This window comes from Escherichia sp. SCLE84, assembly GCF_012584495.1.
Lineage (GTDB): Bacteria > Pseudomonadota > Gammaproteobacteria > Enterobacterales > Enterobacteriaceae > ECMA0423.
Genome location: NZ_CP051430.1, coordinates 2,578,368 through 2,602,512 on the forward strand (window position 1 = coordinate 2,578,368; position 24,145 = coordinate 2,602,512).

A 24,145-nucleotide genomic window follows, 5' to 3' on the forward strand; every position below is an offset into this window, starting at 1 on the left:
GCATGAATGAGAACAAAACGATGAATTTAGCGCAATCGCTCGCCATCGATAGCCAGCTTCGCTTACCGGGAAGTGCAGGACGCTTGCTTAAACAGGTCCGTGATATTGAGCAAGTGGCGCCGCTATTCCGTGATGCTGGCTTAGTGAAAGCGGTCCCCAAGCCCACAATTGTTAATTTACGCGTAGCCGGTATTGCGACTAAATCGTGCTTAGACAAGGTATTGGGTGGTTTTATTTATGCCAGTGCAGCAGTGCGCACAGATTTGTTAATAGATGACAATAAAGTCAGCACGGTGGGTAGCGACTCGGTATCAGAACTGGATGATATTGATTTTGAAGCTCAGCGTAAACGGCTTGATTTAATTGAAATTCGTCAGGCTTATCAGTTAGTTGAGAAAAAACTTTTAGGTTATGAGCCTGGCGATTTAATTTTGCTGGATACGCCGTTGTTTTTAGCACGGGATATGGCTCCGCTGGAGAGAAATGTCCGTCATAAACAAGAGTACGAAAAAACCAGACAAGTGATAGAAACTTTTTGGCAAAACCATCGCTCCAGAATTTTTCCCTGGAATCAAAATGGTGTAGTACTTGCGAGCATTTTGGCTGAGCGCTTTAGTGCCATTGTAAGTATCGCCAAACAAGATTTACGTACCGAACAAGGACGCAAACAAATTTTAGCATCTGATGGGTTTTCTAAAGAGTTGATGCAAAATCTGGAAGGACTGGATGAAAGTTTGGTTGGCGTGGGAGATTTGCGATTTATCAATGGCATTTTAGGCAACTATTCGCGCACCATCGCATTTCGTTTGTCTGAACAAGAAAAGCGCATTGAACCCAATATTGAAGCTAAGCAAGGTCTAATTGGTTTTCACTTCCGTAGTGCCCGAGGTGGACAGATAAAAATGGTGCAATTAGCGGGTGACGAACCAGAATGGAAAAGTGCTGATCTCGATTTAGTTGCCTCTCGCCTGATGGTGCTGGATATGCAAAACAAAGGTAATGCAATGCCGTTGCCACAATTACTTGGTTATCAACAGCTTGGTATTTTACCTAAATTTGCTACGTTTTATCGCCAGGGTTTACACCAGGCACTAAAGAATAATGATATTGAGGCAGGGTGGTTGGCAGGCCTCGATGAGGGATTGAATAATGGCTTATAAAGTTTTAGGTAAATTAGTCGGTAACACTGGTGATGCCAGTCAGTTAACTATGGTTGTACAAGACTCGTTTTCAGTACGCCGTGGTGAGTTTGTACGCATTATGCACCAGGAACGCAAAGATGAGGGGCAAGTCGCCGTACTGGGGCGAGTGACCAAGATAAGCCGTACTAATATGCTCTATAACGCCGGCTTTGGCGATGGTGTAACCGAGCTTGAGCTTTTGCCCGGTGCGAATGTAACTGGTGAGAATATGTTTGCTCAGGTCGAGCTGGTTGGTTACCGCGATCCTGTTACTCGTCAAATCAAAATTCCACGTCGCCCGCTTAACCCGGGTACCGCTGTTGAAACCGTCGATTTTCAGTTTTTGAGTGATTTTTACGAATTTAATGAACACTCCAGTTTGCACTTAGGTAACTTAGTAGGCTACGACAAAGGTGAGAATACAGTTCCTGTTTTTATTGACGTGAACAAGTTGGTCACTGAGCATTTGGCTGTTCTGGCAATGACGGGTTCAGGTAAGTCTTATACAGTTGGCCGCATTATTGAGCGTTTAGTTGCGGTTAATAACGGTACGGTAGTAGTATTTGACCCACATGGTGAATACGGTAAAGCCCTCGCTGGCGGTAATCTGCAATTCTCAAGCTTCTTAGAAGCCACTGACGATAAGCGTGATCAAGAAGCACTGCCACTGATAAAACAGACCTTTGAAAAGCTGCAAGCCGCCGGTGCAGGTATTCAGGTTTACTCGCCGCAGCATGAATCTTTTAAACATAAATACGCCAGTAAGAATACGCCATTAGCGCTTCAGTTTGACCATTTTGAAATGGACGATATTGCTGAAATATTACCTGGCTTAACGGAACCGCAGCAACGAGTACTCGATGTTGCAATTCGTTATTGGCGCTATGCAGATAAGACTGAGCCACGAGATATTAACCGCCTACGCTTCTTATTAGGTGATGGTATTGAAGAGTTAAAAGAGTGGGACGACCTTTCTGAAGCTGAGGCGAAGGCGTTATCAGGCCGTAGTGCCGCCGTCGCCTCGATGAAGCTTTCACGTGTGCTTAATGAAGCTAAAAGTTTTTACAGCGCAACAATGGCTGAGCCAACTGATATTTACAAAATGGTGGGTCGCCCGAGCAATCAACAGGGGCGTTTAGTCGTTGTTGACTTACAAGGTTTGAGTGATACCGCTAAGCAAGTCATTTGTGCACTGTTATCTAGTGAAATATTAAAAGCAGCCTCGAGCAAAACGGACCCGCTGCGCCCATGCTTTATCATTTACGAAGAGGGTCATAATTTTGCCCCGGCCGGCGGCAACGCAGTCAGTCACCGCATTATTAAAAAGATCGCTGGTGAAGGTCGTAAATTTGGTGTTGGATTTGGCATTGTGAGCCAGCGTCCATCGAAATTAGATTCAGATGTGACCTCTCAGTGCAATACGCTAATTACGATGCGCTTAAAGAACCCTGACGATCAACGATTTATAGCTAAAGCATCAGATATGGTGAGCAAAGCTGATCTGGAGGAACTCCCGAGTTTATCAACCGGTGAAGCTTTGGTGTGTGGTCGTTCAATCCCTGCACCACTGCTTGTTAAAGTTGGTAGTAAGGCATTAATTCACGGTGGTGAATCACCAGAGGTACTGCGTGTTTGGGGCTCTTTCAGTGGCTAAGGTGCCTATGCCTGAAGTTGCCTGGGTAAATGAGACATTTCCACTTTTAGCAAGCGGTAAGCTATTGGACCAGGATGTATTGGTCCACAGCCTGGGCTGTAGCGTTTGGAATACATTCGGGCATGAACAGTCATTTATGGCGGTAGTGGAATGCCCGGCTCCAGGGACATTTGGTGCTGATATTCGCTCTGACTCGGGCTGGTTTCATAAATCTTCTGCATCGCCTGTGTGTTTAATCGAATTTGAACGCTTTGATGGTTCAGCGAAGGGGCAGCAAAAGCTGGAAGAAAAATTAAAAAACTTACTGGAAGCAGCACAGCGCTGGAATCATTGCCCCAAAACCCTGGTCCTCAGTGCCTGGAGCCAGGGCTTAGTAGGTGTACCTGATACTCAAAAACTGAAAGACATATGCCGTATGGGTTTTACTTCGTCCACGGGTACCCAGGTAATCGCCGCTCCTGATGTTGAGGTGGTATTTAGTCGCTTTTTATTTATCAAAAACCTGAACATGATTGTTTTGGACAGAATTCACTATGAGGTGTTGATGTGAATATAAAATCAGCACATTTTTTGCCAGGGACGAATAAACGCCTTGGTGACAAATACCTGTTACTTGAATGCCTTGGTGATGGCAGCCATGGCTGGGTATGGCGGGCGGAACGCCTGAAAGATGGAAAAATTGTCGCAGTAAAAATCCCTAAGGATATTACTCGGGAAGACCGTCAGCTTGCCGAAGGTAAAGAGCTTTTAAACGTCGAGCCGCACGAAAATATTGTGCAAATTTTTGATATGGGCCGTATAGATAATGAATGGTTCTATATTGAAATGGAGTATTTTCCCAGCCAAACCCTGGCGCAAAAGCTCGATGACAGGCAGCGTAATTTTGGCCAGACCTATGAACGGTTGTTCAGAATATATCGTCAAGTGCTCTGTGCTGTGCATTATTTGGCCGAATTACCAGTACCAATATCTCATGGAGATATTAAGCCACATAACATTTTGGTTGGAGAGCGAGACCTGGTGAAGTTGACGGACTTTGGCAGCTCAGCTTTACCAGAAGAAATTTACGTTCGTACCCGTGAAAATGGCGGGACTGTGCTGTATTCGGCCCCAGAGTTCTCCAACGTCGATAGCCGTAGAGGCAGCCTGGAAGAGCTACTATTGGGCGACATCTATAGCTTAGGTGTTTTGCTATACCAGCTGCTGACAGGAAAGCTGCCCCATGATACGCCAGCACAAGTTCAGCGCCACGCACCTTTCAAGCTTCCGACAGAGATTAATAGCTCTATTCATACGGACCTGGAACAAGTGGTTCTTACTTGTTTACAAAAACGAGCGGAGGATCGCTTTTCCACTATTTCCGACTTAATTCATGCATTTGATTCTGCTGCCACTAAGCAATTAAAAGTTGGTGCTATTGCTCCCGTTTTTCAAACTAAACCTGCTCAGGACTGGTCAAGTGCGGTACTTGAAGCAATGTCCGATCAATCTTACCAAAAAGCTGCTCAATTAGCGTCGCAGGAGTATAGCCGCAGTAAAGATCTACAAGCTTTACATCAGCAACTTATTGCCTTGTATCGCGCCAATCGCTTATTCGACTTTGAAAAAGTTGTAGAAGATAATAAAGCGATCTTACTTGAGGGTAAATTGACTCAACCAGCAGCTTTGTTCGAGTTGATAGTTAAGGCAAACCTACAGTTACGCAATATCAGTCAAGCAAATTTCTGGCTGTTGCAACGAAAGCAAGCTGAAGCAGAAAACGCGGCCACCATGTATTTAGAATCATCTATCCTTGGCCTTGAAGCGAAATATTCTGAAGCAAGAGTACTATTGGAGAAAGTAAACCAAACAACTCCAATGAAGTTCCATGTGTTAAGCCAACTCATTTTAGTTTGCGAGCAAATGCGTGATTACTCTGGTGCAGCGGCTTATTTGAAAGCGGCATTGCGAGTAGCACCATTGGATAACAGCATGAAAGAGAAAAAAGAATTGTATGCAAAGCTTGGAGTTATTTGATTGAAAGGATGACCATTGCGCGAACAAGGCATAGTGGATATTTAACACTTCCGTTCACATACCGGACAAAAAAATAAAGTTTTACATAACGATTTCCTTCTTGATTGAGTTAAGACAAAAGCCTCTCCCCATTAGGGCGGAGGCTTCTCAGTTATAAGCCTTTAATTAAAAAAGTTAATATTCATATACTTAGCTAGAATTATCGAAAAGAACTATTAATCTTTGCATAGTCAAATGGAGTGATAGCCGCCATTCTATTCGCATCCAGATAATCAGCCCACCACTGCAGCATCAACATTCGCTCCCCAAGATGTTCCGCCTTATGGATATAAGCCGCCCGTACTGAGCTACGTTCCTGATGACTCATCTGCCGCTCTACTGCATCCCTCGACCACAATCCCGATTCAATCAAAGAACTACACGCCATCGTCCTGAAACCATGTCCACACACTTCCGTTTTCGTGTCATAGCCCATCACTCGCAAGGCCTTGTTAAGCGTATTCTCACTCATTGGCTTACGCGGATCGTGATCACCAACGAAGATCAGCTCACGGTTTCCACTCATGCTTTTGATTTTTTCCAGAATGGTGAGAGCTTGTCGAGATAAGGGTACAAGATGTGGAGTCCGCATCTTCGAACCACGCTGAGAATGCTTAACTCCCTCCAGTGGCTCACGTTCTCCCGGAATCGTCCACATGGCAGTATCAAAATCAACTTCTGACCAGCGAGCAAAACGCAACTCGCTTGAACGGATGAAAACTAACAATGTGAGTTCAACCGCCAGTCGGGTTAACGGCCTGCCAGAATAGTGATAGATGCGTTGAAGCAATTCAGGAATGCGGTTAAGTTCCAGAGCAGCACGATGCTGTCTTTTCGCCGTAGCTACCGCACCAGCAATCTCTTGAGCGGGGTTGTAGTCGATTAATCCACTCTGTACAGCAAAGCGTATAATCGCGGTAGTATGCTGCTGCAAACGAGCAGCGACTTCGAGACGCCCAGACGACTCCACCGCTTTGATGGGGACAAGCAGATCCCGAGTCTTCAGATCAGCAATGTTCCGCTTACCGATAGCAGCAAAGAGATTATCTTCGAGGCTTTTCAATACACGAGCGCTATGCGATGCAGACCACTTCTGATTGCTGGCGTGCCACTCTCTGGCTACCACTTCAAATGTTATCACCTCTTGCTCATGCTCTACCTTAACAGCTTTCTTGTTCTCACTAGGATCGACGCCGTTAGCTAACAACTTACGGGCTTCATCCCGGCGACCTCTGGCATCGACCAGCGAGACTTCAGGGTATTTCCCCAGCGCCAGCATCTTCTCCTTACCGCCAAAACGATAACGAAGTCGCCAGTATTTGGAGCCATTAGGGTGAACCAACAAAACCATGCCTTCACCGTCAGTAAGTTTATAGGCTTTTGCTTCCGGCTTAGCCGAACGGACCTTCACATCACTCAGAGCCATGATGAGTATCCTTTCAAGGGCCCTGTGTGGGTACAAACATAATCGAACCGGGAAATACCCGCAGTTGTACCCGCATCAGTAAGTTGATGTAGATTGAATCAGGTTGACTTAGGTTGAGTGAAAAAGCGAGGAAAGCCTTGCGGATACTGGATTTCAGGCATAAAAAAAGACCTCAGTTGAGGTCTATTTACATACTTTTGGTGCCGAAGGCCGGACTCGAACCTAAGTCTCCATAACCTGCTGTAATCACGTTCCCTTTAGCCTTTAAAAGAACAATCGTAGGACCTTTTTGTTCTAGGGGCTACATCTTAAGTTTGATCCGGTGGACGGAATCAAACCGAGTGTTCGTGAGGGCACAAAACATCAACGTGCCATACCTGCCTTTTGATGTTTATGGAGGTCTGCCGGGTCGGGAGGAAAGAACGTTTGTCAGCTAAGTGGGCGTTAAGAAAACGCCACTGCGTTCGGATTTTGAAACAAGCTAAACCCGGCGGGCCTTGTTCATAAAAACCATTTAACTCAATGTTATTGATATGAATTAATCCATTCAGCGTCAAATTGAAACGCCACTGCAACGCCTACGTAACGCACCCGCATTTTGCTGTTTTATTCACTCTTATAGAAACAAAGGGCTGATGAAACATAAGACTATCAGCATTTAATGAATGCTGTTCATCCATACAGCATAAAAATTCATAAACTTACATTTGAACTACTTTCTGAGTTTGTCCCACCGCACTGCCGAAACAATGCCCCAGTTGCCACTGGCATTGGGCCTACGCCATTTTGCCGTCTCCATACTACGGAGATACTCAAGCGCTTCGGAAAAGGTGCCAAAACGCTTCTGAGCCGCTTTATCACCTACACCAAACGAACCATCACGGGTGCTCGCCAAACCGGGGTGAAAACAGGAACCATCGGCCGCGTATGGAACCAACAGTTCCGGGTCGTTATCTTCAGATGAGCCAGACGCTAATAACTGCCACGGCTCAACGCTCAAAGCGTTAGCCAGCACCTCAATCGCGTCCAGAGACGCATTAGAGCCACCACGTTCAATTCTGCTCATATAGCTACGTGCAAACCCACACCGATCAGCAAAGGCTTCCTGGCTCAATCCGGTGGCTATGCGGAGTTCTTTTACCCGCTCGCCAAACTGTATTCTCAAGGTCTTTTTCATGCACTGAATGTGCAGTTTTGACCACTGTAAGGCCACGCTCTACATGAGACATTTTGAATCAATCCTAACTTCAGCGGGCTGAGTCACTCGCATTAGCCGCCTGCCTCATGACAACCCTTAATGATTCATAATGAACATCAATAGTGACATTTTAAATCCACAAAGTATTATGATCGTCATCGGTTGGTCGTCCCCAACATTCGCTAGTAGGCGTGATGTGTTTTTGAAAATGAGGGAATCATGGCGGGATCAGGTTTTTTATTACCAATGGTGGCGGGTGTCGCGCTTAGTTGCGTCAGCTATGGATTTGTTGCTCGCATTGTTTCAAAACATCAGATCAGCACGCTACGCGCAGTTTCATGGGGAATTCTTGGAACCCTCTCATTGGTGCTAGGCGCATGTGCATTTTCCGCTGTAAGCGCAGAACACCCGGCAGCGAAACACAAGACCTTGTGCTTAGGTAGCGCCCCGGAATGCTATGCAAAAGCGCACCACAACCCCGTCAAAGAGTGCAAGCAGGTAATGGACAAGAAAGCAGCGTTTCGCCATGTGTGGCAGGAAAGTGAAGCGCGGCCAGTTTTCGACACTTACCTTTGGCACAACGAGCAAAAGAAAACGATTCAAGCATTTGGACAACAGGCTAAGGCCATTAACAGCATGAATATGCTGATACCATTGCAATACTTTTGTGTTTTTAACGCCAACACTGGGGAAGTCATCGCGGCTTCATTTGAATGAAAGCATTCAGGGAATTCTTCCCTGAATGCTTAAAGATTAACTATTTTTTAATCTGAGTCGCTGCTGCTTTTTTTGCTAAATCTAAAATAAGTTCTAAATCTGCCCGAAATTCATCAGGGCTTGGTAACGCTGTCTGTTTGTATGCAGGTTGATCATGAGCATCAGTAATACGATGGCATTTTGACCAGAGTTCAGAAATCGCAATACAACATTCTCGCTCAAGCCCACTTAATTTATGTAAATTGCCAACGCCTATAATTTCACTGAATCTAACCACAATCCCAGCGAATATCACATCTTCAACCATTTTCTCAACCGTTGATCTCATACGGCTATATAATCTTCGCATCGAGTTGTCTTGCTCAGCACTGGGATATACAGGCCAAGGATCTAATTGCCGAGATTCTTGTTTTAACTTTTCAACTCTGGTTTTATAGCTGACCTTGTCCCAAGGTAAACCATCATAAACGCAGCCTGAAAAATCCCCAGTCCATTGCAGGTGATGTATTAAGCTATCGACATTATTTTTCTCGGTAGCAAATATTAACTCGCTCAAAAAAGCGATATCATGCGTGAGGATTATTACCTGCCGATTTTTTGCTTCTTCAACCAATCTTGTTGCTACCCGTCTTCTTCTATGATGATCAAGAGAAGATACTGGATCATCAAAAATGATCCCACATGAATGGTTGGCAAGTTTTAATTCAGCTAAAAAAGATGCTAACGATACAGCCCTCTGTTCCCCTTCACTCAAAATTAAATCCACCTTATTTGATACAGGTATATCCAAAAGCAAACTATAAAAAACCTTCCCCTTAGAAACTCTTGGTTTGAGAACTGTTTTTATATGAGAAACACCCAATTTAGAAAATTCTTCATCCAAATCTTTTTTTAAAGCATTACTTATTATTGAATTTGCAAACAACTTAGATTTATCTGATACTTTTTTTGATAATGCTGAAAAGCTAATTGAGTTAAGAGTGTTATATAATTTCAACCTACCAACTAAAGAAATTAAGCCTTCTAATTTTTCCGCAAGCATAATTCGTGCTTTGAGTTCTTTACTTTCCTTTATTAGAGCGTCAATCTTTCTTTTTTTGGATGCTTGCTTATATAACCTTGCTTCACGTAACTTGCTAGCAGCCAGAAGTCTTAGCTCTGAAATTGGATTATAATCAAATTCGATATTCGCGAAGTTCTTACTATCAATCATTGAAAGCATCGCAGTCTTTGTATTGATAATATCTTCTTGATACTTATTAACTCTTTCAATTAATTCGCTATGCTCATTGCCAATCTCAATATGTATTGCAGCATTAAAACTAAAATCAAGGGTAGCAGTATATATTTTTTCTCTAGCTGTTTTTAGAGAAGATTTTCTTTCATCTAATAATTTAGATATATCATCATTAATAAACTCATTGAAGCGTAACATTCTGTCAGTTGCTTCGGATATAGGTTGCTGGCATAAAACGCATTTTGCATCACGACCAACGGAGGGAAAATCATGGCCTGGGTAAGCACAACTGAGCGAGTATTTTTTAGCAGACAGAAACAAATCTCTCCAGATACCTTCACCAGTGTTAGGCAATAAATCATCTCCGGCCGCAAGTTTTTGCGCTGACTCATTTAATGCCTTTTCTGCATTAGTAACGCCTTCGATCAACGACTTAAGCTTTATCATGGCCGCGTTATTTATAAACTTACTTTGATTATTGATCCTAACGCAAAGCTCTTTTATGTGCGATACACTTCTTAGTAATTCTTTATACTTTTCCTCAGGATTTTTTTCTGCCAGAACTCTATCTAGCTCTTTATCTCTACTTAGCTCGGAATCACTTAAAGTGGCTAAATCTCTTAATTTTACGACATCTGTTTTATGGTCCAATACTTTACATATATCAGATACACTAGTGCCATCTGTAAAAATTTGAGTTATCTCTTTATTCACATCTATAGCCTTAGCTTCGGCTAAAACTTTCTCTGCTAATTTAGGAATTATTATATTTGCAAATCCTTCAAGAATATCGAGACCGCGAGGTAAATAAGCAGCCTCGCCTTCTTTCAGATATGATGATGCACAAAGAGTATCAAAAACACTAATTGAGGACAACAATTCTGGGGATGGTGAATTATAAGACCATTGTAAATCGTGTTCTTTCCCATTCAGAGAAATTTTAAATTTCCCGTTAGGTATATTGGATGAATAGCCAGGCAGGTTTATATTAGGGAGTATCGCACCACCTTTATCTCGTGCTCTACATGCATGCTTGAGAACTCGCCCGTATCCTGATTTTCCCGCACCATTCATACCATAAATGATGGTAATCCCATTATCACAGAATGCAATTTTTTGGTCAGGCGCAATCCTGTTCACGTGAACAAGACTACTTAGTTCTTTAATCTTAATGACTTGATCATTAACCGCTGAAACCGGAATATGATCCTTATTTAAGGGGAGAGATTCTAATTTATCGGAGGGCAATATTTTATTTTCAATCTTTATCAATTCCAATAATTCTTCATAATCACTATCCTCCAATGAGGGAGAAGCCAATTGTCTCCTTAAGCAGTCTCTTGCCCAGAGGGGTAGCTCGGAACTAGACCATTTCAATATTTCCTGTAAGACATCCATGATAGCCTCTAACAGTTATTTTTATAGATAAGAATTGCCTCCTATCTTTCATATAATAGCGTTGATAGAAGATTTCATAAGCAATTCATAAGGTTAGACTGTATCGCATCCACCGAAGACATTGGAACAAAGAAGAACACGCTCTTCAATTTAACTTAACTCTCTCATAAACATCGACATATGCGACACCGTTATGTTTTAAGTGAAGAATTCATTTAACGCAACCGAAAGCATTTTAAACTGAGTCTCTTCTTTCACATTTTCTTCTAACCTACTGATTATTCCATGAACCTGAGACAATCGCCAAGTTCCACCATGAGGCGTAGTTATGCCCAAATGATTAAGTGCATTGGCAATCTTTCTCTGAAATAAGCCCTGCGGTCTGAAAGTTAGAACCGCTATACAACGAGTTGTCGCCCAAGAGCTTCGAGAAGCAATAAACGTTTAAAGCAACGCGGCTATAGTTGCTCTGGAAACGCCGTATTCACGCGCTAACGCACTGACACTGATTCCGCTACTCTTTTTCTCTATAATCGCTCTACGGGCTTCTGGTGCGATTTTAGAAGGTCTACCCAATTTCTTGCCTTCGGCTTTTGCTCGCGACAAACCCGCCTGAGTGCGTTCAATCAGTAGATCACGCTCCATCTCCGCAACCGCTGCCAACATCGACAATAGAAGCTTACCGGCAGCAGAAGTGAGGTCAGTTGTTCCAAGCTGGTGGACGATCACCTTGATGCCGCGATCAGATAACAATCGGACTGTCTGGAGCACGTCGATAGCATCACGCCCCAAACGGTCGAGTTTTGCCACTACCAGCGTTTCACCGGTTCGAATTTTGCCAAGCATTTCAGCAAACGCCTTACGCTGAATTGCCTGAGCTTTCCCGCTAACAATATCGGCAAACCAAAAGTCAAACGTCCAACCAGCTTGCTCAAGCTCCAACCTCTGGTTCTCCGTATCTTGCTGAGCGGTAGAGACACGCCCGTAGCCAAAAATCGCCATTCTCAACACCTCTCAATACCTGTCAGAAAACGGTGTCAACAATAGGACGCCTGCCAACAATTGCCAAGGCTAATTTTTCAACATCCCGGAAGATACCTGCGAAGGGGTGCCGGAAAACGGTCGATTTCCGGCAAAAGTCAATTTGGTGGATATTAAACCTTCTTCCTATCAACTATTCGGTATTTCAGAACCAAGGCTTCATCTCCATCCTCATTCCAGACTGTAGTATCCAAGCCCCAGTAAAAACGATGAGTCACAGTGTCATCATCATCATTCCATGTTCCAGTCTTATTTTTCCCTGAGCGTGTAAACAAAATAACATACTCTCCTTTTTTAACGCTTTTGTCCGGGAAAAAGTAGACATGCCGATGTTTATTAGATACTTGTCCATTTTCATAAGTGCAATCCATTACCATAAAGTCTTTCAAATTACACTCATCAGTCACTTTCATAACTAGCCGTTCACTTTGATCATCGCCAGCATCACTAACACGAATAATCTTTAGCGACATAACTTCTTCCTCCTGAGGTATTATTTTAATGAACTCTATTGGTTTCATAAGGTTAATGTAACCTACTTCACCTAGATTACTTTTTACTCCCAGTCTTCAATGACAGCAACTTGAATTAAAGCCTCAAAATGTTACTATCAGTATACATTCTGGGGTTTTGGTATACAGACGCTTACCCAAAATGGCGTATCAACAAGGCTCTGCCGCTAGCGGAGCCGGGGTTTAAAGCGGGCGCACCGTTACCCACTGGTCTGGTTCCGAAAGGCGGCGTATGCCAGGGTGCGTGAGGTTGTGTAAGGTGCTGAGTCTTGGACTTGCACAGCCAATAAGAATAGCGAGTTATCATGTTTTTCAAAGGGCTTACGTCGTGAGCCTTTTTTAAAGCAGAGTAGCTCACATCGCCGATCCAAGCAGGGACCCAGAAAAGAGGTTACAACTCTGGAAGCCTGATTAGCCAAGGGCCTCACTGCAAATCATCGCATTGGTCCTTAGGGCTAGTTTTGCTCCCCAGAAAAGAGGTTTATAAAACATATAAAACAAAACAAGAAGTTAAAAAGAAAGACAACACAAGAACCATGTTCTTGTGGTTTTTAAGTTTCAGCTTAGCTCCCACAAATCCCCAACCAATACGACAAAAGCTACCGCAAAAATTGGTCGCGTCGAAAAGTGGATGTCCTAGGTTTGCCAGCCCTCCTATCAGGCATTGCGTTCAAAAACTTCGGATGTGGCAGGCTTATCCTTATAGAGGCAAACAGTCTCCAAAGTTAAGCAACGCGGTCAAGCTAAAGCTCACCCAGATTTCTCATTGATTGCTCGATCTCCGCTACCCATTTTTCAGGACAAGGGTAAACTCGGCTTTCGGTGCTGATCCGGTTCGGTGATACGCGACGGGTCAGCCCATGCAATGATTTAACATGAGCGATCCAGCATGTTTTAACTGCTTTCCCCGTTCGGGATTTAACATCATCAGCAATTTGTCGGTAGGTCGCCATTAACATCCATACTCATCTGGTTGATATTGTTCAGCACGATGCCACATATTCAGCAGGTGGCAGTATGCAAAAGTTTAATGCCAGCTCAAGCGGTCAAGCAGAGAGAGCGCCGCAACTTTTGAACAGTGAAACTTACACCCCATTATAAAAACTCGCCAGAGAGCCTTACAGCGCGTTTGAACCGCATATCGCAGCTTCTGCTTACGGATGACTGTCTGATTAGCAATAGCTTCATGGCCCAGTCCGGTTTACTTTATTGCTATCAACTAGGAGCCGCCCAAGGGCAACACGGAGATAACGCTTGAGAACCGTCGAAATACTGCAATACACCTTACGCAAAGGCAGCGGTGCCGCTTTTCACGCCATAATGCAGGAAATCAGTGTTCCCCTACACCAAAGCAACGGGATCGATGTTGTTTCGTTTGGCAACTCGCTTCATGACCTGGATTGCTACTACTTGATTCGCGCCTTTGACAGCGCTGAAAGCATGACTGCGGTTCTCAATGCTTTTTACGCAAGCGCAGACTGGCGCAGCGGCCCACGCGAAGACATCGTTGGCAGCATAGAGAACTGCATTAAAACAGTGATTAGCCTACCATCAGAAAGCGTGAAAGGGCTGCGTGTGCAATCGTAGGTAATCAAGTGTATTAGCTTAGATTTGACCTAAAACAGCTAAGGCAGATAGCCAAACCTAATCTGACAGGCAGCTTTGTGCCAAGAACGGTCCTTCATGTATCAAGTTGTGTTGCTAGGATTAACGACAAAAAATGATGCAAATTAGTTCAATGATGGTAAGTTAAAACATTCTTATTTTAATAGAAAAGTTAAATAAACATGCAAACAAACCCAGAGAAGTGTATTTTTTGTGATATTCCCTTTGATAAAGGTAGCCTAGAGCATGTATTCCCTAGTGCGTTAGGTGGAAGAATTACCACAACACATGCGACATGCAAAAGTTGCAACAATTTATTTTCAGAAGCGAGTTCAGATGCGGTTGAGATCGCTCTGGCTGATAACTTTATTTATATCAGGAATGCTTTGAATGTTTGGTCTGGAAGAGGAAACCCACCACCAACAATAAAGGAAGCAGGTCAGTTTGATGATGGCATCAAGTATGATCTCGCACCAAACTTGACACCTATTGTGTCTAAGTCAAGAATACCCTCAAAAGATGAAACTGATAGCAATACAGTCTTTGATTTCGTTGCTCAAGATGTAGGTGATGCTAATAGGATTGTAGGAATTCTTAAGAAGCGCGGCCTTAATATAGGGGATATTAATGCAAAATATGTTACAACTAAGGCTCCTGTTATAAGAGCTAGCATTAAGTTTGAAGGAAATAAGATTTTTCGTGCTATAGCGAAAATTGCTGTAGTCTCCTATGTTGTTTTGTATGGCAATTCGCGAGCAAGAACCGATATCTATCAGAGCCTTAGGGGATCCATACGAAGTGGAGAACCTGACATTACAAAATATTGCGGATGGGACTATACAAATGATTTTCCTGTCATTACAAATTTACACCCACACGAAAAAACCCCAGACGCCATTCAATGTGGTTTTGAACACACTGTATTTATAACTAATGTAAATCACCAATTGGTTGCTTATATAAAGCTTTTTGGTGCATTTAATTTCTCTATTATTTTAGGTAATCATTCGAGTATATCACCTAAATGCTTGTGCTTAAATCCTACAGCAGGAAAATCCTCAAGGTTTAACGTTTTATTTAACCCGCCATTAAGTTACATACCTAAAAATATTGACTCATTCAAAATTGAACATGAATCCGTTAGGAAACATGTTCAGTTAGCAATGAGTTCTATAGTAGAGCACTGTCAAAGTTTATCGACCGAAGAATATATTAGAAGCCTCAGCCAAGAGTTAATGATTTCTGTTCAAACTGCATCCGTTGACTCTGACATATCTGAAATAATCAGATCATTTTCAGAGAAGCTTGCTCATATAGAAAATGGATTGGCGTGGGAAGAAGAAATTAATATTGAATAATATTGGCTCCTTCGAAGTAAAATTTATTCAGTTATTGTTGCTGAGAAAGAATGCTTGATAGATTCTTTCTGTAAAGCAGCTTTCTCCTTCATAACATGCTACGGCCCTATCGAAGCGCTTAGTTTCCGCTCCTCGCTCAAGGCGGACTGATAGACTTGATTGTATGCTGTCAGAGAAAACTGTCAGATCAATTCTGAGCTAATGCAAATCAAGTCTCACCAGACGCATTTTAAGCGTCTCCAAATTTGGCACTATTAAATCCACGATCTTTAATAAAAAATGCGCTAGGAAGCGTCCCAGCGCATTCAGGAGCATCACTCAACTGAATAGTAACTGACTCAACCTGTTTGTTTGCCACGCTTTCTTCGCAGCGCATCACTTACAGCATCCAGCCCATCAGGAATGTTGAATCTCGCTATCTCGGGCAAAGAAAAATCAATCTTTTCGACAACCTCAACCATGTGAACCGGTTTTAAATCTTTGCTGTATCGCACTTCAGTTTCTGTTTTGCCGCGCACATGCCCAAGTAGCTGCCCACGCAGTTCCGAACTAACACCCTTCTCTTTAAGCAAAGTTGAAACAGAATGCCGGAAAGAGTGGAAAGATTTGCTTCTGTCTCTTTCAAGTTTTAATCGACCCGCAAGCAATGATTCATTGAACCATGCGGAAACCGGCCTACCATAGCCTTTAGTTTTATGTGGTTTAAGCTCGGGAAAAAGACGGTCATACCCGGCAGCTTTCAACGCATCCACATACTCGATAAAACCGAGTTCAATCAGCGTAGAATGAACCGGAATCTTGCGGCGGGATTGGGCGTTTTTTAGTTTCTTTCCGTTTTCGCTATCGCTTTCAAGGTTCAGGTAATAAACGCCGTCATCTGCCAGAACATCGTCCAGCATTAACTGTGCAATCTCGTTAACCCTTGCCCCCGTCATCAAGCCCAACAACGGCGCCCAATAGTGAAACGGGCAATATTGATGGAATCGCCCTTGCGCATTACGTTCAACAGTTCCAGCCACAAACCACGGTTGCGAAAAAATTGCCTTAATTTCATGCGGTTCAAATATGTCAGTGTGATCCTGCTCTCGCTCACCTTTGTCATCGGGAGGGAAAAAGTTGTCGCATGGCGATTTCAGAAACTTACCGTCATCAACAGCCCACTCCATTGCACCATAAAGGCCGTTGATATACTTTTTGACAGACTCTTCTGTCATCAGTTTATCGCCACATTCTGCCGCTTTGGCGATTAACTCATCCAGCGTCTTAACCCCGTGCTTACCTTTCATCAAATTACGGTTAGCAGGAATTGTGCGCAACTTGCTCTCATAAGCCCGGAGGAAATCACGGTCGAAATCTTCCAACTGAATATCCCCCATCACTTCGATCATCAAATCGAAGTAATAGCGAATATCGCGGAGCGCCGCTTCTGATACCTTGCCCTTACGCCGATGTTTCAAATACTCTTCACGAAGCCATGACAAGTTTTCATTGTAATGTTTGCGGTGAACATATTCGTTAGCGATAACAGGGGCGACAAGAGGCACGGCAGGGTGAATGCTAACTGCTGGTGGCGTGGTCTTAACCAGCCATGTAAGTCGAAGGCCTTCAGCATGAACTTTGCTAATCAAGAGGCTATCAGCAGTTATATCTACGCCGGGTAAATCGAAGAACCAACCTCCACTTTGGTTATCACCACTAGTTCGAAATGCAGCCTCTCCTTCGGATACTCCAGCGCTCAACAGACAATCTAAAGTATGCCGGGGATTGAAGGGGCGGAGATAACCATTTGCGAAGCTCTCGATACCCAGCTCAAACGCGCTATTGAGAATGATGACTTCTTTAGGTTGATCCTTTTCATCATCAGACTGTTTTTCTCGTTTTGCACCGGGTTCCCGCTCTACTGCATTAAATTCATCAACATAGAAACCGAACTGACCAGTCGCCAGCCAGAATACCGGGAGGTTACGATTAATCACCTCTCGAATCAATTGCGATATAGGCAACTCGATTGACTGAGCAAAGTTAGAAAGCGAGATCATCCCCTCACCAGCAAGCAGCGGGGCGCAGTCACTTAAAGTTCGGTAATCCAATTGTTCATACTCTTGTAAGGTCTGATACCAGACAGCCAACAGGAGCGCGGACTTCTGCTTTGCTTCATGAAGATCATGAGTGCCTGTTGAAGTGTGAATCTCACACTGTCCTGCGTATCGACGAAAACGTTGGGGAACGCTAATGCGGACAACATAAATGCCGCTGGTTCGACGATAGAGGTTATAACGCTGGGACATCGCCTCGTATACCCTTTTGTAGTAGGGCAACGCGATATTAAGGTCTAGAAACAAAAAATCCTTAAAAAAGAAGGATTTAATTGAGTCTTGGTGCCGAAGGCCGGACTCGAACCGGCACGTATTTCTACGGTTGATTTTGAATCAACTGCGTCTACCGATTTCGCCACTTCGGCACTGAAGAGGTATGCGGAAAACGTTGTGGATTATACCTGTCGCACGCCACCATGCAAGCGCCAGCTTGCTCGCATCTCGCTAAGTGCTGAAATTTTCAGCATTGCGTACAGCGATGTGTAACCTTTGTCACACTCCATGCACCCCGCCCTGCCATGCTCTACACTTCCCAGACCACACCAGAGAAGGACCAAAAAATGTCAATGATAAAAAGCTATGCCGCAAAAGAAGCGGGCGGCGAACTGGAAGTTTATGAGTACGATCCCGGTGAGCTGAAGCCACAAGATGTTGAAGTGCAGGTGGATTACTGCGGGATCTGCCATTCCGATCTGTCGATGATCGATAACGAATGGGGATTTTCACAATATCCGCTGGTTGCCGGGCATGAGGTGATTGGTCGCGTGGTGGCGCTCGGGAGTGCCGCGCAGGATAAAGGTTTGCAGGTCGGTCAGCGTGTCGGGATTGGCTGGACAGCGCGTAGCTGTGGTCACTGCGACGCCTGTATTAGCGGAAATCAGATCAACTGTGAGCAAGGTGCGGTGCCAACAATTATGAATCGCGGAGGTTTTGCCGAGAAGTTGCGTGTAGACTGGCAATGGGTTATTCCACTGCCGGAAAATATCGACATTGAATCTGCCGGGCCGCTGTTGTGCGGCGGTATCACGGTCTTTAAACCACTGTTGATGCACCATATCACTGCTACCAGCCGCGTTGGGGTAATTGGTATTGGCGGGCTGGGGCATATCGCTATAAAACTTCTGCACGCAATGGGATGTGAGGTGACGGCCTTTAGTTCTAATCCGGCGAAAGAGCAGGAATTGCTGGCGATGGGTGCCGATAAAGTGGTGAATAGCCGCGATCCGCAGGCACTGAAAGCACTGGCGGGGCAGTTTGATCTCATTATCAATACCGTGAACGTCAGCCTCGACTGGCAGCCTTATTTTGAGGCGCTGACGTACGGCGGTAATTTCCACACTGTCGGTGCGGTTCTCACGCCGCTGTCTGTTCCGGCCTTTACGTTAATTGCGGGCGATCGCAGCGTCTCTGGCTCTGCTACCGGCACGCCTTATGAACTGCGTAAGCTGATGCGCTTTGCCGCCCGCAGCAAGGTTGCGCCGACAACCGAACTGTTCCCGATGTCGAAAATTAACGACGCCATCCAGCATGTGCGCGACGGTAAGGCGCGTTACCGCGTGGTGTTGAAAGCCGATTTTTGAAAATCATTCGCAGCGCTGATCTGAGGCGCTGCCCTCTTTCGCACATATTCTGTTTTGTCGTATCGCCAGCACAGCCTGCCGACATTGTTCGGTGACATTGGCAATATCATGGTTGATATCAATGCGCACAATATCCTGTTCATCTGCTTGTGGACGCTCCAGCGCCTCAAACTGACTTTTTAGTAACGCTACCGGCATAAAATGCCCAGCCCGACGCTGCATTCGCGCGAGGATAGTTTCATAGTCGCCATCTAACCAGAGGAAATGAACATGGGGGCTACCCTTGCGTAAAATATCACGATAATGTTTTTTTAATGATGAACAGACAATAAATCCTGTTTCATTCTTTTTATAAAGACTGTATGAAGCATCATTTAAGCGTTCCAGCCAGGGAAGTCGATCTTCATCAGATAATGGAATACCCTGCGACATTTTATCTATATTTTTGGCTGGATGAAGATCGTCACCATCAATAAATTTAGCAGATAATAACGCGGCAACCTTGCTACCAATTAATGTTTTACCACTCCCTGAAACGCCCATCAAAATAAAGCTTTCACCCGCCATTTAAAATCTCCTGAATCATCTTACCTGCTGCGATACTACGCCTGGTGGCATAATAATTTCACGTTTTTTTATTTCTGCTGATAAGAATTACAAGGCACATCACGTTATGCGTAACATAGTAATGTAACAATTTTCTGACGTGATCTTCATCACAAATAATGACAATTAAAACCGCTTAAATGCTTCCGAGGTGTCTACCTGACCAGTGAGGAATTTATGCAAGTGAAAACACAGTCCTGCGTTGTTGCGGGCAAGAAAACTGTTGCCGTTACCGAGCAGACGATAGATTGGAATAATAATGGAACATTAGTACAAATAACCCGAGGTGGAATTTGCGGTTCCGATTTACATTATTATCAGGAAGGAAAAGTAGGTAATTTCATGATAAAGGCACCGATGGTGTTAGGTCATGAAGTTATCGGTAAAGTTATTCATAGCGACTCATCAGAATTACATGAAGGGCAAACGGTAGCCATTAATCCGTCTAAACCGTGCGGTCACTGCAAATACTGCATTGAACATAACGAGAATCAGTGTACAGAGATGCGTTTTTTTGGCAGTGCCATGTATTTCCCTCATGTTGATGGTGGTTTTACCCGTTATAAAATGGTCGAAACGTCGCAATGTGTCCCTTATCCGGCCAAAGCTGACGAAAAGGTTATGGCTTTTGCCGAACCTTTAGCCGTCGCGATTCATGCCGCACATCAGGCCGGCGAGTTACAGGGCAAGCGAGTATTTATTTCCGGTGTTGGACCCATTGGCTGCCTGATTGTCAGTGCAGTGAAAACACTGGGGGCCGCGGAAATTGTCTGTGCTGATGTGAGTCCCCGTTCCCTTTCGCTGGGCAAAGAGATGGGGGCGGATGTGCTCGTAAACCCACAAAACGACGACATGGATCACTGGAAAGCGGAAAAAGGCTATTTCGATGTCAGCTTTGAAGTGTCCGGTCATCCTTCATCAGTGAATACCTGTCTGGAGGTCACTCGTGCACGCGGCGTAATGGTGCAGGTAGGTATGGGAGGCGCGATGGCAGAATTCCCAATGATGACGTTGATTGGTAAGGAGATTTCACTCAGAGGCTCTTTCCGTTTTACCAGCGAATTTAATACCGCAGTGTCATGGCTGGCGAATGGCGTTATCAATCCACTGCCTTTACTGAGTGCTGAATATCCCTTCACTGACCTGGAAGAGGCGCTACGTTTCGCCGGTGATAAAACCCAGGCAGCAAAAGTCCAGCTTGTTTTCTAAGAGATAAATAAAGGAATAATACAATGAACGATCTATTTTCACTGGCAGGAAAAAATATCTTGATTACCGGTTCAGCACAGGGCATTGGCTTTTTACTGGCAACCGGCCTGGGTAAATATGGCGCACAAATAATTATTAATGATATTACTGCCGAACGCGCAGAACTTGCTGTAGAAAAACTCCACCAGGAGGGTATTCAGGCCGTTGCCGCACCTTTTAATGTTACTCATAAACATGAAATTGATGCCGCCGTTGAACATATCGAAAAGGACATCGGCCCCATTGATGTGCTGGTGAATAACGCCGGTATCCAGCGCCGTCATCCTTTTACTGAGTTCCCTGAACAAGAGTGGAATGATGTGATCGCAGTAAACCAGACCGCCGTGTTCCTGGTATCGCAAGCGGTAACTCGTCACATGGTTGAACGCAAGGCAGGTAAAGTTATTAATATTTGCTCGATGCAAAGCGAACTGGGACGTGACACCATCACCCCTTATGCCGCATCGAAAGGGGCGGTAAAAATGCTCACCCGCGGCATGTGCGTCGAGCTGGCGCGCCACAATATTCAGGTCAACGGTATTGCGCCGGGCTATTTCAAAACAGAAATGACTAAAGCACTGGTTGAGGACGAAGCCTTCACCGCCTGGTTGTGCAAACGGACCCCCGCCGCACGCTGGGGAGATCCGCAGGAACTGATTGGTGCTGCGGTGTTCCTTTCTTCAAAAGCCTCTGATTTCGTAAACGGCCACCTGTTGTTTGTTGATGGCGGCATGTTAGTGGCTGTTTAACACCTACTACCCTACGTGCAGCGCGAAAGCGCTGCTTTTCTGGCACTAATAAGAGATAAAGACTATGCCATTAATCATTATTGCGGCAGGCGTCGCGCTGCTTCTTATCCTGATGATCGGCTTTAAAGTTAACGGCTTTATTGCCCTCGTTCTGGTAGCTGCCGTCGTCGGATTTGCCGAAGGGATGGATGCACAGGCCGTCCTGCACTCTATACAAAATGGTATCGGCAGCACGCTCGGCGGGCTGGCAATGATTCTCGGTTTCGGGGCCATGTTAGGCAAGCTGATTTCTGATACGGGTGCGGCACAACGTATCGCCACTACGCTGATTGCTACTTTTGGTAAAAAACGCGTGCAATGGGCGCTAGTGATCACCGGTCTGGTTGTGGGCCTCGCCATGTTTTTTGAAGTGGGTTTTGTCCTGCTGTTGCCGTTGGTATTTACCATCGTAGCATCATCAGGATTACCCCTGTTGTATGTTGGCGTACCAATGGTAGCAGCGCTCTCTGTAACCCACTGTTTTCTGCCGCCACATCCAGGGCCTACTGCCATCGCGACTATCTTTGAGGCTAATCTCGGAACGACTTTACTGTATGGATTTATCATTACCATTCCGACAGTTATTGTCGCAGGACCGCTGTTTTCTAAACTGCTAACTCGCTTTGAGAAAGCACCACCGGAAGGCTTATTTAATCCTCATCTGTTTAGCGAAGAGGAGATGCCCTCCTTCTGGAACAGTATTTTCGCTGCCGTGATCCCGGTCATCCTGATGGCTATCGCCGCCGTTTGTGAAATTACGTTACCGAAAACTAACACCGTGCGCCTCTTCTTTGAATTTGTCGGTAACCCTGCCGTTGCGCTGTTTATTGCCATTGTTATTGCGATTTTCACACTGGGCCGACGTAATGGACGCACCATCGAGCAAATCATGGATATCATTGGGGATTCTATAGGCGCTATCGCGATGATTGTGTTTATTATCGCTGGCGGCGGCGCGTTTAAGCAGGTATTAGTAGATAGCGGTGTCGGGCACTATATTTCACACTTAATGACCGGAACTACGCTTTCGCCGTTATTGATGTGCTGGACTGTTGCGGCGCTGTTGCGTATCGCTCTGGGCTCTGCCACCGTCGCGGCCATTACCACCGCGGGTGTGGTGTTGCCGATTATCAACGTTACCCATGCCGATCCCGCTTTAATGGTACTGGCAACCGGTGCGGGCAGCGTGATCGCGTCACACGTAAACGACCCTGGCTTCTGGCTATTTAAAGGGTATTTTAATCTGACGGTTGGTGAAACGTTGCGTACCTGGACGGTGATGGAAACCCTTATTTCTATTATGGGTTTGCTGGGCGTGTTAGCCATTAACGCCGTATTGCACTGAAAGAATAAAATATTGTGATGTAGTTTCGGGGGAAGATTGAAGATTCCCCCGACGTTGGGAGAAGTTATGCGCAATCACAGAATTTCTTTACAGGATATCGCTACGCTGGCTGGCGTAACAAAAATGACCGTGAGTCGTTATATCCGCTCGCCGAAAAAGGTGGCAAAGGAAACAGGCGAGCGCATCGCCAAAATTATGGAAGAGATCAATTATATCCCTAATCGCGCTCCCGGCATGTTGTTGAATGCACAAAGTTATACCCTTGGTATCTTGATTCCGTCATTTCAAAATCAACTCTTCGCTGACATTCTCGCGGGAATAGAATCCGTCACCTCTGAGCATAATTATCAGACCCTTATTGCTAATTACAATTACGATCGCGATTCCGAAGAAGAGTCGGTGATTAACCTGCTCTCTTATAACATTGACGGGATTATACTTTCGGAAAAATATCACACCATCAGGACGGTGAAATTTCTGCGTTCAGCCACCATTCCGGTCGTGGAATTGATGGATGTACAGGGAGAACGGCTGGATATGGAGGTCGGTTTTGATAATCGGCAGGCCGCTTTTGACATGGTGTGTACCATGCTGGAGAAGCGAGTCAGGCACAAAATTCTGTATCTCGGTTCCAAAGATGACACCCGCGATGAACAGCGTTATCAGGGGTATTGCGATGCGATGATGCTGCATAATCTTTCCCCATTACGCATGAATCCACGCGCCATCTCATCCATTCATTTAGGAATGCAGTTAATGCGTGATGCCCTTAGCGCAAACCCGGATTTAGACGGTGTATTTTGCACCAATGACGATATTGCGATGGGTGCGCTTCTGCTGTGCCGCGAGCGAAACCTCGCCGTGCCAGAACAAATTTCCATTGCGGGTTTTCATGGGCTGGAGATTGGCAGGCAAATGATCCCAAGCCTCGCCAGCGTAATTACTCCCCGTTTTGATATTGGTCGGATGGCCGCCCAAATGTTGCTGAGCAAAATTAAAAATAACGATCACAACCACAACACTGTTGACCTCGGGTATCAGATTTATCAAGGCAACACGCTTTAGGTTATTTTCTCTTCATTACACGTATTCTCTTTGCC

The 24,145-nt window shown here is 44.9% G+C and carries 19 protein-coding genes and 1 tRNA gene; 12 read left to right on the forward strand and 8 right to left on the reverse strand.

Features of this window, described 5'->3' with window-relative positions:
- Nucleotides 1–2 precede the first annotated feature (2 nt).
- The 4 genes from HGD79_RS12610 to HGD79_RS12625 are packed head-to-tail and all read left to right on the forward strand — an operon-like array spanning nt 3 to nt 4,851.
- A complete protein-coding gene (locus tag HGD79_RS12610) occupies nt 3–1,160 on the forward strand; it encodes a hypothetical protein (protein WP_001004904.1) in 1,158 nt (385 codons plus the stop codon).
- Nucleotides 1,150–2,835, forward strand: a complete 1,686-nt coding sequence (locus HGD79_RS12615) for an ATP-binding protein (protein WP_000323666.1) — start codon at nt 1,150–1,152, stop codon at nt 2,833–2,835. The genes HGD79_RS12610 and HGD79_RS12615 overlap by 11 nt, the downstream gene beginning before the upstream one ends.
- Before the next feature lie 7 nt (nt 2,836–2,842).
- A complete protein-coding gene (locus HGD79_RS12620) occupies nt 2,843–3,385 on the forward strand; it encodes a hypothetical protein (RefSeq protein ID WP_001115385.1) in 543 nt (180 codons plus the stop codon).
- The gene (locus HGD79_RS12625) at nt 3,382–4,851 is read left to right on the forward strand and encodes a serine/threonine-protein kinase (protein WP_001022619.1); all 1,470 of its coding nucleotides are present in this window, start codon (nt 3,382–3,384) and stop codon (nt 4,849–4,851) included. Before HGD79_RS12620 ends, HGD79_RS12625 begins: the two co-directional genes overlap by 4 nt.
- A 199-nt stretch (nt 4,852–5,050) precedes the next feature.
- Here the strand turns inward: HGD79_RS12625 and HGD79_RS12630 are convergent, their stop codons facing one another.
- Together HGD79_RS12630 and HGD79_RS12635 are read right to left on the reverse strand one after the other, a co-directional pair.
- Nucleotides 5,051–6,316, reverse strand: a complete 1,266-nt coding sequence (locus HGD79_RS12630; protein ID WP_001218329.1) for an integrase arm-type DNA-binding domain-containing protein — start codon at nt 6,314–6,316, stop codon at nt 5,051–5,053.
- A gap of 712 nt (nt 6,317–7,028) precedes the next feature.
- Nucleotides 7,029–7,493 (reverse strand): helix-turn-helix transcriptional regulator, encoded by a 465-nt coding sequence (locus tag HGD79_RS12635; protein WP_024175294.1) that lies wholly within the window; start codon nt 7,491–7,493, stop codon nt 7,029–7,031.
- 240 nt (nt 7,494–7,733) lie between these two features.
- On the opposite strand from HGD79_RS12635, the gene HGD79_RS12640 reads away from it, so the two are divergent.
- Complete coding sequence (locus HGD79_RS12640) at nt 7,734–8,231, forward strand: hypothetical protein (protein WP_001371465.1); 498 nt, start codon at nt 7,734–7,736, stop codon at nt 8,229–8,231.
- 40 nt (nt 8,232–8,271) lie between these two features.
- Here the strand turns inward: HGD79_RS12640 and HGD79_RS12645 are convergent, their stop codons facing one another.
- The 3 genes from HGD79_RS12645 to HGD79_RS12655 form a co-directional block, all read right to left on the reverse strand.
- Nucleotides 8,272–10,788, reverse strand: coding sequence for an AAA family ATPase (locus HGD79_RS12645; protein ID WP_247653378.1), 2,517 nt, complete (start codon nt 10,786–10,788; stop codon nt 8,272–8,274).
- Nucleotides 10,789–11,310: 522 nt separating this feature from the next.
- Complete coding sequence (locus tag HGD79_RS12650) at nt 11,311–11,868, reverse strand: recombinase family protein (RefSeq protein WP_000964075.1); 558 nt, start codon at nt 11,866–11,868, stop codon at nt 11,311–11,313.
- 152 nt (nt 11,869–12,020) lie between these two features.
- Entirely contained in the window at nt 12,021–12,380 is a 360-nt protein-coding gene (locus HGD79_RS12655; RefSeq protein ID WP_096942499.1) for a hypothetical protein, read from the reverse strand.
- Between the two features lie 1,293 nt (nt 12,381–13,673).
- Here HGD79_RS12655 and HGD79_RS12660 point away from each other — a divergent pair.
- Complete coding sequence (locus HGD79_RS12660) at nt 13,674–14,006, forward strand: NIPSNAP family protein (protein WP_001261098.1); 333 nt, start codon at nt 13,674–13,676, stop codon at nt 14,004–14,006.
- Nucleotides 14,007–14,206: 200 nt separating this feature from the next.
- Nucleotides 14,207–15,382 (forward strand): HNH endonuclease, encoded by a 1,176-nt coding sequence (locus HGD79_RS12665; protein ID WP_012137237.1) that lies wholly within the window; start codon nt 14,207–14,209, stop codon nt 15,380–15,382.
- Nucleotides 15,383–15,720: 338 nt separating this feature from the next.
- Here HGD79_RS12665 and HGD79_RS12670 read toward each other — a convergent pair whose 3' ends face one another.
- Together HGD79_RS12670 and HGD79_RS12675 are read right to left on the reverse strand one after the other, a co-directional pair.
- A complete protein-coding gene (locus tag HGD79_RS12670; RefSeq protein WP_012137235.1) occupies nt 15,721–17,670 on the reverse strand; it encodes a site-specific integrase in 1,950 nt (649 codons plus the stop codon).
- Between the two features lie 88 nt (nt 17,671–17,758).
- Nucleotides 17,759–17,843, reverse strand: a tRNA-Leu gene (locus HGD79_RS12675).
- A 195-nt stretch (nt 17,844–18,038) separates the two neighbouring features.
- Here HGD79_RS12675 and ahr point away from each other — a divergent pair.
- Nucleotides 18,039–19,058: an NADPH-dependent aldehyde reductase Ahr gene (gene ahr, locus HGD79_RS12680; RefSeq protein ID WP_001349988.1), complete on the forward strand. Its 1,020-nt coding sequence runs from the start codon at nt 18,039–18,041 to the stop codon at nt 19,056–19,058.
- A gap of 3 nt (nt 19,059–19,061) precedes the next feature.
- On the opposite strand, the gene idnK is transcribed toward ahr, so the two are convergent.
- Nucleotides 19,062–19,625: a gluconokinase gene (gene idnK / locus HGD79_RS12685; RefSeq protein WP_000896734.1), complete on the reverse strand. Its 564-nt coding sequence runs from the start codon at nt 19,623–19,625 to the stop codon at nt 19,062–19,064.
- A gap of 216 nt (nt 19,626–19,841) precedes the next feature.
- Here idnK and idnD point away from each other — a divergent pair, with 216 nt between their 5' ends.
- The 4 genes from idnD to idnR all read left to right on the forward strand — a co-directional run bounded on the left by idnD (nt 19,842) and on the right by idnR (nt 24,110).
- The gene (gene idnD, locus HGD79_RS12690) at nt 19,842–20,873 is read left to right on the forward strand and encodes an L-idonate 5-dehydrogenase (protein WP_001197416.1); all 1,032 of its coding nucleotides are present in this window, start codon (nt 19,842–19,844) and stop codon (nt 20,871–20,873) included.
- Between the two features lie 23 nt (nt 20,874–20,896).
- Nucleotides 20,897–21,661 carry a gluconate 5-dehydrogenase gene (gene idnO / locus HGD79_RS12695; protein ID WP_000998695.1) on the forward strand — a complete coding sequence of 255 codons (765 nt, stop codon included), beginning with the start codon at nt 20,897–20,899 and terminating at the stop codon, nt 21,659–21,661.
- A 64-nt stretch (nt 21,662–21,725) separates the two neighbouring features.
- Entirely contained in the window at nt 21,726–23,045 is a 1,320-nt protein-coding gene (gene idnT, locus HGD79_RS12700) for a gnt-II system L-idonate transporter (protein WP_001128335.1), read from the forward strand.
- A gap of 66 nt (nt 23,046–23,111) precedes the next feature.
- Nucleotides 23,112–24,110 (forward strand): DNA-binding transcriptional regulator IdnR, encoded by a 999-nt coding sequence (gene idnR / locus HGD79_RS12705; RefSeq protein ID WP_001349989.1) that lies wholly within the window; start codon nt 23,112–23,114, stop codon nt 24,108–24,110.
- Nucleotides 24,111–24,145: the final 35 nt, after the last annotated feature.

Bases quoted from the DNA above. Each gene is read 5' to 3' on its own strand.
- ahr (WP_001349988.1), top strand. From the start codon at position 18,039: ATGTCAATGATAAAAAGCTATGCCGCAAAAGAAGCGGGCGGCGAACTG.
- idnR (WP_001349989.1), top strand. From the start codon at position 23,112: ATGCGCAATCACAGAATTTCTTTACAGGATATCGCTACGCTGGCTGGC.
- HGD79_RS12650 (WP_000964075.1), bottom strand. From the start codon at position 11,868: ATGGCGATTTTTGGCTACGGGCGTGTCTCTACCGCTCAGCAAGATACG.
- HGD79_RS12610 (WP_001004904.1), top strand. From the start codon at position 3: ATGAATGAGAACAAAACGATGAATTTAGCGCAATCGCTCGCCATCGAT.
- HGD79_RS12620 (WP_001115385.1), top strand. From the start codon at position 2,843: ATGCCTGAAGTTGCCTGGGTAAATGAGACATTTCCACTTTTAGCAAGC.
- idnD (WP_001197416.1), top strand. From the start codon at position 19,842: ATGCAAGTGAAAACACAGTCCTGCGTTGTTGCGGGCAAGAAAACTGTT.
- idnO (WP_000998695.1), top strand. From the start codon at position 20,897: ATGAACGATCTATTTTCACTGGCAGGAAAAAATATCTTGATTACCGGT.
- HGD79_RS12615 (WP_000323666.1), top strand. From the start codon at position 1,150: ATGGCTTATAAAGTTTTAGGTAAATTAGTCGGTAACACTGGTGATGCC.
- idnT (WP_001128335.1), top strand. From the start codon at position 21,726: ATGCCATTAATCATTATTGCGGCAGGCGTCGCGCTGCTTCTTATCCTG.
- HGD79_RS12655 (WP_096942499.1), bottom strand. From the start codon at position 12,380: ATGTCGCTAAAGATTATTCGTGTTAGTGATGCTGGCGATGATCAAAGT.
- HGD79_RS12630 (WP_001218329.1), bottom strand. From the start codon at position 6,316: ATGGCTCTGAGTGATGTGAAGGTCCGTTCGGCTAAGCCGGAAGCAAAA.
- HGD79_RS12640 (WP_001371465.1), top strand. From the start codon at position 7,734: ATGGCGGGATCAGGTTTTTTATTACCAATGGTGGCGGGTGTCGCGCTT.
- HGD79_RS12665 (WP_012137237.1), top strand. From the start codon at position 14,207: ATGCAAACAAACCCAGAGAAGTGTATTTTTTGTGATATTCCCTTTGAT.
- HGD79_RS12670 (WP_012137235.1), bottom strand. From the start codon at position 17,670: ATGTCCCAGCGTTATAACCTCTATCGTCGAACCAGCGGCATTTATGTT.
- HGD79_RS12635 (WP_024175294.1), bottom strand. From the start codon at position 7,493: ATGAAAAAGACCTTGAGAATACAGTTTGGCGAGCGGGTAAAAGAACTC.
- idnK (WP_000896734.1), bottom strand. From the start codon at position 19,625: ATGGCGGGTGAAAGCTTTATTTTGATGGGCGTTTCAGGGAGTGGTAAA.